The 5,620-nt window shown below is 71.5% G+C and carries 4 protein-coding genes, 2 tRNA genes and 3 pseudogenes; 2 read left to right on the top strand and 7 right to left on the bottom strand.

Annotated features, from left to right (window positions below):
* From UK94_RS31315 to UK94_RS31300, 7 genes and pseudogenes are all read right to left on the bottom strand, one after another.
* Nucleotides 1-328: ATP-dependent Clp protease proteolytic subunit (locus UK94_RS31315; RefSeq protein WP_200912955.1), on the bottom strand; the 328-nt coding region annotated here is incomplete at its 3' end.
* Between the two features lie 82 nt (nt 329-410).
* Nucleotides 411-526: pseudogene (locus UK94_RS71855) on the bottom strand (ATP-dependent Clp protease proteolytic subunit); the annotation flags it as partial.
* Between the two features lies 1 nt (nt 527).
* Nucleotides 528-693: pseudogene (locus UK94_RS71850) on the bottom strand (ATP-dependent Clp protease proteolytic subunit); the annotation flags it as partial.
* 1 nt (nt 694) lies between these two features.
* The coding region (locus UK94_RS71845) for an ATP-dependent Clp protease proteolytic subunit (protein WP_235490864.1) at nt 695-1,052 on the bottom strand (358 nt) is incomplete at its 3' end.
* Between the two features lie 273 nt (nt 1,053-1,325).
* Nucleotides 1,326-1,981: pseudogene (locus UK94_RS71840) on the bottom strand (trigger factor); the annotation flags it as partial.
* A 1-nt stretch (nt 1,982) separates the two neighbouring features.
* The coding region (tig, locus tag UK94_RS71835) for a trigger factor (protein ID WP_235490861.1) at nt 1,983-2,813 on the bottom strand (831 nt) is incomplete at its 3' end.
* A gap of 55 nt (nt 2,814-2,868) precedes the next feature.
* Nucleotides 2,869-2,941, bottom strand: a tRNA-Pro gene (locus UK94_RS31300).
* Between the two features lie 47 nt (nt 2,942-2,988).
* Between UK94_RS31300 and UK94_RS31295 the strand changes: the two genes are divergently transcribed.
* Both UK94_RS31295 and UK94_RS71825 read left to right on the top strand, forming a co-directional pair.
* A tRNA-Gly gene (locus UK94_RS31295) sits at nt 2,989-3,059 on the top strand.
* A 1,111-nt stretch (nt 3,060-4,170) separates the two neighbouring features.
* Nucleotides 4,171-5,456: class I SAM-dependent methyltransferase (locus UK94_RS71825; RefSeq protein WP_235490859.1), on the top strand; the 1,286-nt coding region annotated here is incomplete at its 5' end.
* Between the last annotated feature and the right edge of the window lie 164 nt (nt 5,457-5,620).

Below are 5,620 nucleotides of genomic sequence, written 5' to 3'. Positions count from 1 at the left end.
GCCCCATGCAGATCGTCGAGATGTCCGGCCGCACGAACTGCATCGTGTCGTAGATCGCCGTCAACGACGTGAACGACCCACCCGGCGAGTTGATGTAGATCGAGATGTCCCGGTCCGGATCCTCCGACTCCAGGAACAGCAACTGCGCCATCACGTCGTTCGCCGACACATCGTCGATCTGCACGCCGAGGAAGACGATCCGCTCCTTGAGCAGCTTCGAGTACGGGTCCATGCCGTACTCGCCGCGGGAGGTCTTCTCGATGATGTTCGGCAGGACGTAGCGGCCCTGCGGCTGGCCGGCGGCCTGACGGGCCTGGTCGGACCTCATCTGCTGGTAGAGCGTCTCGTGGAACATGATGGCTGCCTCCGGGGACGGATGACGGGTTNGGTCCGGTGAGCGGGGTGTCCGCTCAGCTCACCGGCCCCTCGCTGGGAACCTGGCGGGCCTGCTGGACCACGTGGTCGACGAACCCGTAGTCCTTGGCCTCCTCGGCGGTGAACCACCGGTCCCGGTCGGAGTCGCGCTNGATCTGCTCGATCGGCTGCCCGGTGTGGAACGCGATGCGCTCCTGCATCATCCGCTTGGTGTAGAGCATCTGCTCCGCCTGGATGGCGATGTCGGAGGCGGTGCCCCCGATCCCTCCCGACGGCTGGTGCATCATGATCCGCGCGTGCGGCAACGAGTAGCGCTTGNCCGGCGCCCCGGCGCAGAGCAGGAACTGGCCCATCGACGCGGCGAGGCCGAGCGACACGGTCGCGACATCGTTCTCGACGAACTGCATGGTGTCGTAGATCGCCATGCCGGCGCTCACGGACCCACCCGGCGAGTTGATGTAGAGGAAGATGTCCCGGGTCGGATCCTCCGCGTTGAGCAGCAGGAGCTGCGCGCAGATCGCGTTGGCGATCGAGTCCTCGACCACCGATCCGAGGAAGACGATCCGGTTGGCCAGCAGGCGGTTGAACACCTGGTCGTCGAAGGCGGGTCCACCCTGGCCGGGCGAACGGAGCTCCGGACCCGGAACTGGTAGGCGCGGAACTGCGAGGTTACTCACGGTCAGCTCCTCGGCTTCCTCACATGGGGCGGCTGATTGACCGGCTCGACACTATNTGTGACACGCGCAAGTTCATGCCCTTCAGGCTCGATGTTCGCGCTGGGCGTGAGGACCGGCCAGTCCGGACGCCCGCGCGACCCCGCCCGCCGGGCACCGGCGAGGGTCCGCCGGGGGCCCGACGGCAACGCCAGACGGCCCCCGGACAGAGTCCGGAGGCCGCCTGAAGAGCCGAGATCGCCGCGGCGCGAGCCGCCCCGCGGCCTGCCACGAGGGTCAGATGTCGCGGTCTCCGCTGTCGACCGCCGCGGTCGCGGCCGGTGCCTCGGCCGGCTCCGCTGCCGCGTCGTCGCCAGCGTGGTCGTGGTCGGCGTGGTCGTGGTCGGCGTGATCGTGGCCCTCGTGATCGTGGCCGGCGTGGTCGTCGTCCTCGTCGGCGTCCGGCGCCGGGCGGGCCGGGAGCGCGAGCTCCACCGGGTTGCCCTCCCCGTCGACGACCTTGGCGTTCTCGAGCAACAGGAACAGCGCCTTGGTCCGCAGGACGTCGGCCATCAGCGCCTGCAGCCCCTCGCCCTGGGCGAGCTGCTGGGCGTAGACGTCGGGCTGCAGGCCGGAGCGCTGGGCGCGGTAGATCACCTGCTCCATGAGCTCGCCCTGGTCGATGCCGATCGACTCGGCGTCGATGACCGCGTCGAGGATGAACTGGGAGCGAATCGCCTTGCCCGCGGTCTCGCGGACCTCGGCGTCGAACTCCTCGGCGGTCTGGCCGAGCGTCTCCAGGTAGGTCGCGCGGTCGGTGCCGATGTTCTCCAGCTCGTGGGACAGCCGGTGCTCCCGGGCCTCGATCTCACCTGCGAGCAGGGAGTCCGGAACGGGCACCTCCACCCGCTCCAGCAGGCTCTCCAGCAGCTTCTCCCGGGCCTGCCCGACCTNCTCGGTGCGCCGCGACTGCTCCAGCCGACTGCGTACGTCCCCGCGCAGGTCGTCGAGCGTGTCGAACTCGCTGGCGGTGGTGGCGAAGTCGTCGTCGAGGGCGGGAAGCTCCTTCTCCTTGACCCCGCGGACCGTCGCGGTCACCTCGGCCTGCTGGCCCGCCTGGTCGCCCGCCAGCAGCTCCGTGGTGAACGTGCGGGACTCGCCGTCGGCGGCACCGACGATCGCCTCGTCCAGACCCTCGATGAGGTTGCCGCTGCCGACCTCGTAGGACAGCCCCGTCGCCTCGGCGCCCTCGATCGGCTTGCCGTCGGCCTGCGCGGACAGGTCGAGCGAGACGAAGTCGCCCGTCTGCACCGCCCGCTCGACCGGCTGAAGCTGGGCGAACCGGTCGCGTAGCGCGCCGAGCTGCTCCTCGACCTGCTCGTCGGTGACCTCGACGGCGTCCACCGTGACCGACAGGTCGGCGAACTCCGGCAGCGCCACTTCGGGACGGACGTCCACCTCGGCGGTGAACACGAGCTGGCCGCCGTCGGCGAACTCGGTGATGTCCACCTCGGGCCGCGACAGCACGTCGACCTCCTCGGCCTGCACGGCCTCGGAGTAGAGCTGCGGCAGCGCCTCCTGGACGGCCTCGTCCAGGATCACGCCGCGACCGAGCCGCTGGTCGAGGATCCGCGGTGGAACCTTGCCCGGCCGGAAGCCGGAGACGCGGACCTGGCGGGCCAGCTTGCGGTAGGTGGCGTCGAGCGAGGGCTTGAGCTCGTCGAAGGGCACCTCGACGGTGAGCTTGACCCGGGTCGGGCTGAGGGTCTCCTTGGTGGCCTTCACGGCGCGGCGGTCTCCTGGTACGACGTTGGACGGGGTGACACGCCGAGGCTATCGGTCGGGGCGGGGAGACTCGAACTCCCGATCTCCTGCACCCAAAGCAGGCGCGCTAGCCACTACGCTACGCCCCGAGGCGTTGCACGCTTATCCTACGGGGTAAGCTCGCCTCGATCACCTCGCGGGTGTAGCTCAATGGCAGAGCCCCAGCCTTCCAAGCTGGCCATGCCGGTTCGATCCCGGTCACCCGCTCTTCAGCTCTCCCTGCCCCGGCGGGGTTCGGCACCGCGCCGGGCCGCTGTGCCGCGGCGAACGGCACAGGCCGAGATCCCCTCAATCCACCCACACGCGGGTGTCCGAGGTCGGATCCCCACCCGTGAGTCCCCCGCGCCGGTTCGACGACGATCACCCCCGCGCACCCGGCCGGAGTCGGCGTCGAGGCCGGCTCGGCCCGCGCCCACCGACATGCCGGGCTGGCATGTCGGTTCGCTCGTCGCCGGCATGTCGCGTGGCCGGGGACGATGTCGGCGGTCATCGTCCGCCGACGGATCAACCCCGGGTCGCGCCGAGGTCCGCCGGATGGCCGGGCGTATTTTCGGGAGCTTCTCCCCCGACACCGGCCCGTGACCACCACCGGACCGCCAGAAGGAGTGCACATGGTGATGACGCGCCGCGGCTGGCTACCGGTGGTGGTCGGGGATCGGGATCGGGCTGAACACCATCCGCCTGCACGCCCGCCTACACGCCCTCGAGGTGATCGAGACAGGCGAGACCGGAGCGGGCGAGACCGGAGCGGGCGAGCAGGCCGCGCCCCAGGCGCCCGGCACCGGGCGGAGCTCCCCTTATGTCCTGCTCTCCGTCCCCGGACTGACGCTCACCCCGGGCCAGCGCCGCGCCGCCGAGGCGCACGCCCACCGACACGGGCTGGATGTGCTCGACCTGATCCCGGCGGAACTGGCCGCGCACCGGATCCTCGACCTGGCAAGGATGGTGGAGCCGGCGACCTACCGGACGGCCCGTCTCGCCCGTGGTCGCGGGGCGTTCCAGGCGGTCCTCGTCGACCGCGGGGTGCTTGCGCGCACCGGGCTCCCGGCCGCGGCCGACCCCCGCCTCGTCGAGCGCTCGGAACTCACCGACCTCGCCGACGCCGAACTGGTCGCGGTGATCCAGGTCTGCAAGCGGCACGCCGCCGCCAGCACCGACCTCGCGGTCCTGCCCGGGCTGGCCGGGCGGACGCCGGACGACGGTGCCACCCGACTGCCCGTCCAGCGGGCCGCCTACGCCTGGGAACCCGCCCGGCTCTTCCTGCCCGCGTTGCGTGACGGCGCGATCCTGCTCGGCGCGGCGAGCAATCCGCCGGCTNCTCTCGCCGCGCTGGGGATGTCCTGGCTGCAACCGGTGATCGTCGGTGGGGGCCGGGTGCGGGTGTCCTCGGGAACCCTGCGCCGCAGCGCCCTCGCCCGTCGCCGGATCGCCGCCGCGCAGGTGCGGGGATCGGTCGGCAGCCTGCGGGAACAGCTCAACGCTCCCCCGGACTCCGCGGCCACCCTCGGCTCCGCGGCCACCGTCGACTGCGCGGCCACTCTGGTAGGCCGCCCGGCCGGGCGGCCGGACCCGGCCGAGCTTGCCCGCCGGCGCGCCGCCTACCGGGCGGATCTCGCCGACGGTCTCGACCGTTTCTTCGAGCGGCCGCGCAGCACGTGCCCATGGTGCGGCGGCGGCGAGCTCAGCACGCGCCTGCTCGGCCGCGATGTGGCGCAGGGCAAACCCGGCGAGTTCCGGTACGACCGGTGCGCGGGTTGTGGCCATGTCTTCCAGAATCCGCGCCTGTCGCTCGACGGGCTGGAGTTCTACTACCGGGACTTCTACGACGGGCTCGGCGCGACGGCGCTGGAGGAGGTGTTCGGATTCAGCCCGGAGCCCTACCTCGACCGCGCCCGCCAGGCCATCCCGACTCCCCGGAACTGGTTGGACGTAGGGGGCGGCCACGGGCATTTCTGCAATGTGGCGAGAACCGTCTGGCCCGGCACCCGGTTCGACGCCCTGGACATCGGCGCCGGCATCGAGGAGGCCGCCCGGCGGCGTTGGGTGGACCACGCCTACCGCGGTTTCTTCCCCGAGCTCGCCGCCGAGGTCAAGGGGCGCTACGACATCATCAGCATGTTCCACTACCTGGAGCACACGAGGGATCCGCGGGCCGAACTGGACGCGGCCGCCGCCGTGCTGGAACCGGGCGGTCATCTGCTCATCGAGGTGCCGAATCCCGACAGTCCGGCGGCCCGGCTGTACGGCGCGCTGTGGCCGGGCTGGCTGATCCCGCAGCACCAGCACCTGATGCCCGCCGCCAACGTGGCTGCGGCACTGCAGGAACGTGGTTTCGCCGTGCAGGAGACCCGCTTCGGCGAGGTGCACCAGAAGGGTGACCCGGTGATGGCCCTGTACGGCCTGTTGCAACGGCTCGCGCCGTCGCCGTCGGCCGCCTGGCGCACCACCGCAGTTCCCCGCCGGGCACGGGCCGTGCGGGCCCTGACCGCGGCGGCGCTGGTGCCGGCCTTCGCGGGCGGCCTGGTCCTGGACGAGGTGAGCCGGCCCTACCTGACGTCGGGCTCGCGCGCGAACGCCTACCGGATCCTCGCCCGCCGGCTCTAGGGGACCGGTCGATGGTGTCGGCCGTCGGGACGGACGACCGACACCATCTCCTGCGGGNCCGGCCACGCGGCCAGGCCGCCCGGCGGGTGATTGCCGGTCTCGCTGAACGGATTCGCGACCAGCATGTCACCGCAACGCGATCAGCTCACCCGTCTATCGGTCGG

Source organism: Frankia sp. AvcI1, from assembly GCF_001420875.1.
GTDB lineage: Bacteria > Actinomycetota > Actinomycetes > Frankiales > Frankiaceae > Frankia > Frankia alni.
The sequence above is the reverse complement of the archived record's forward strand: the minus strand, read 5'-3'. Positions and strand labels throughout refer to the sequence as shown.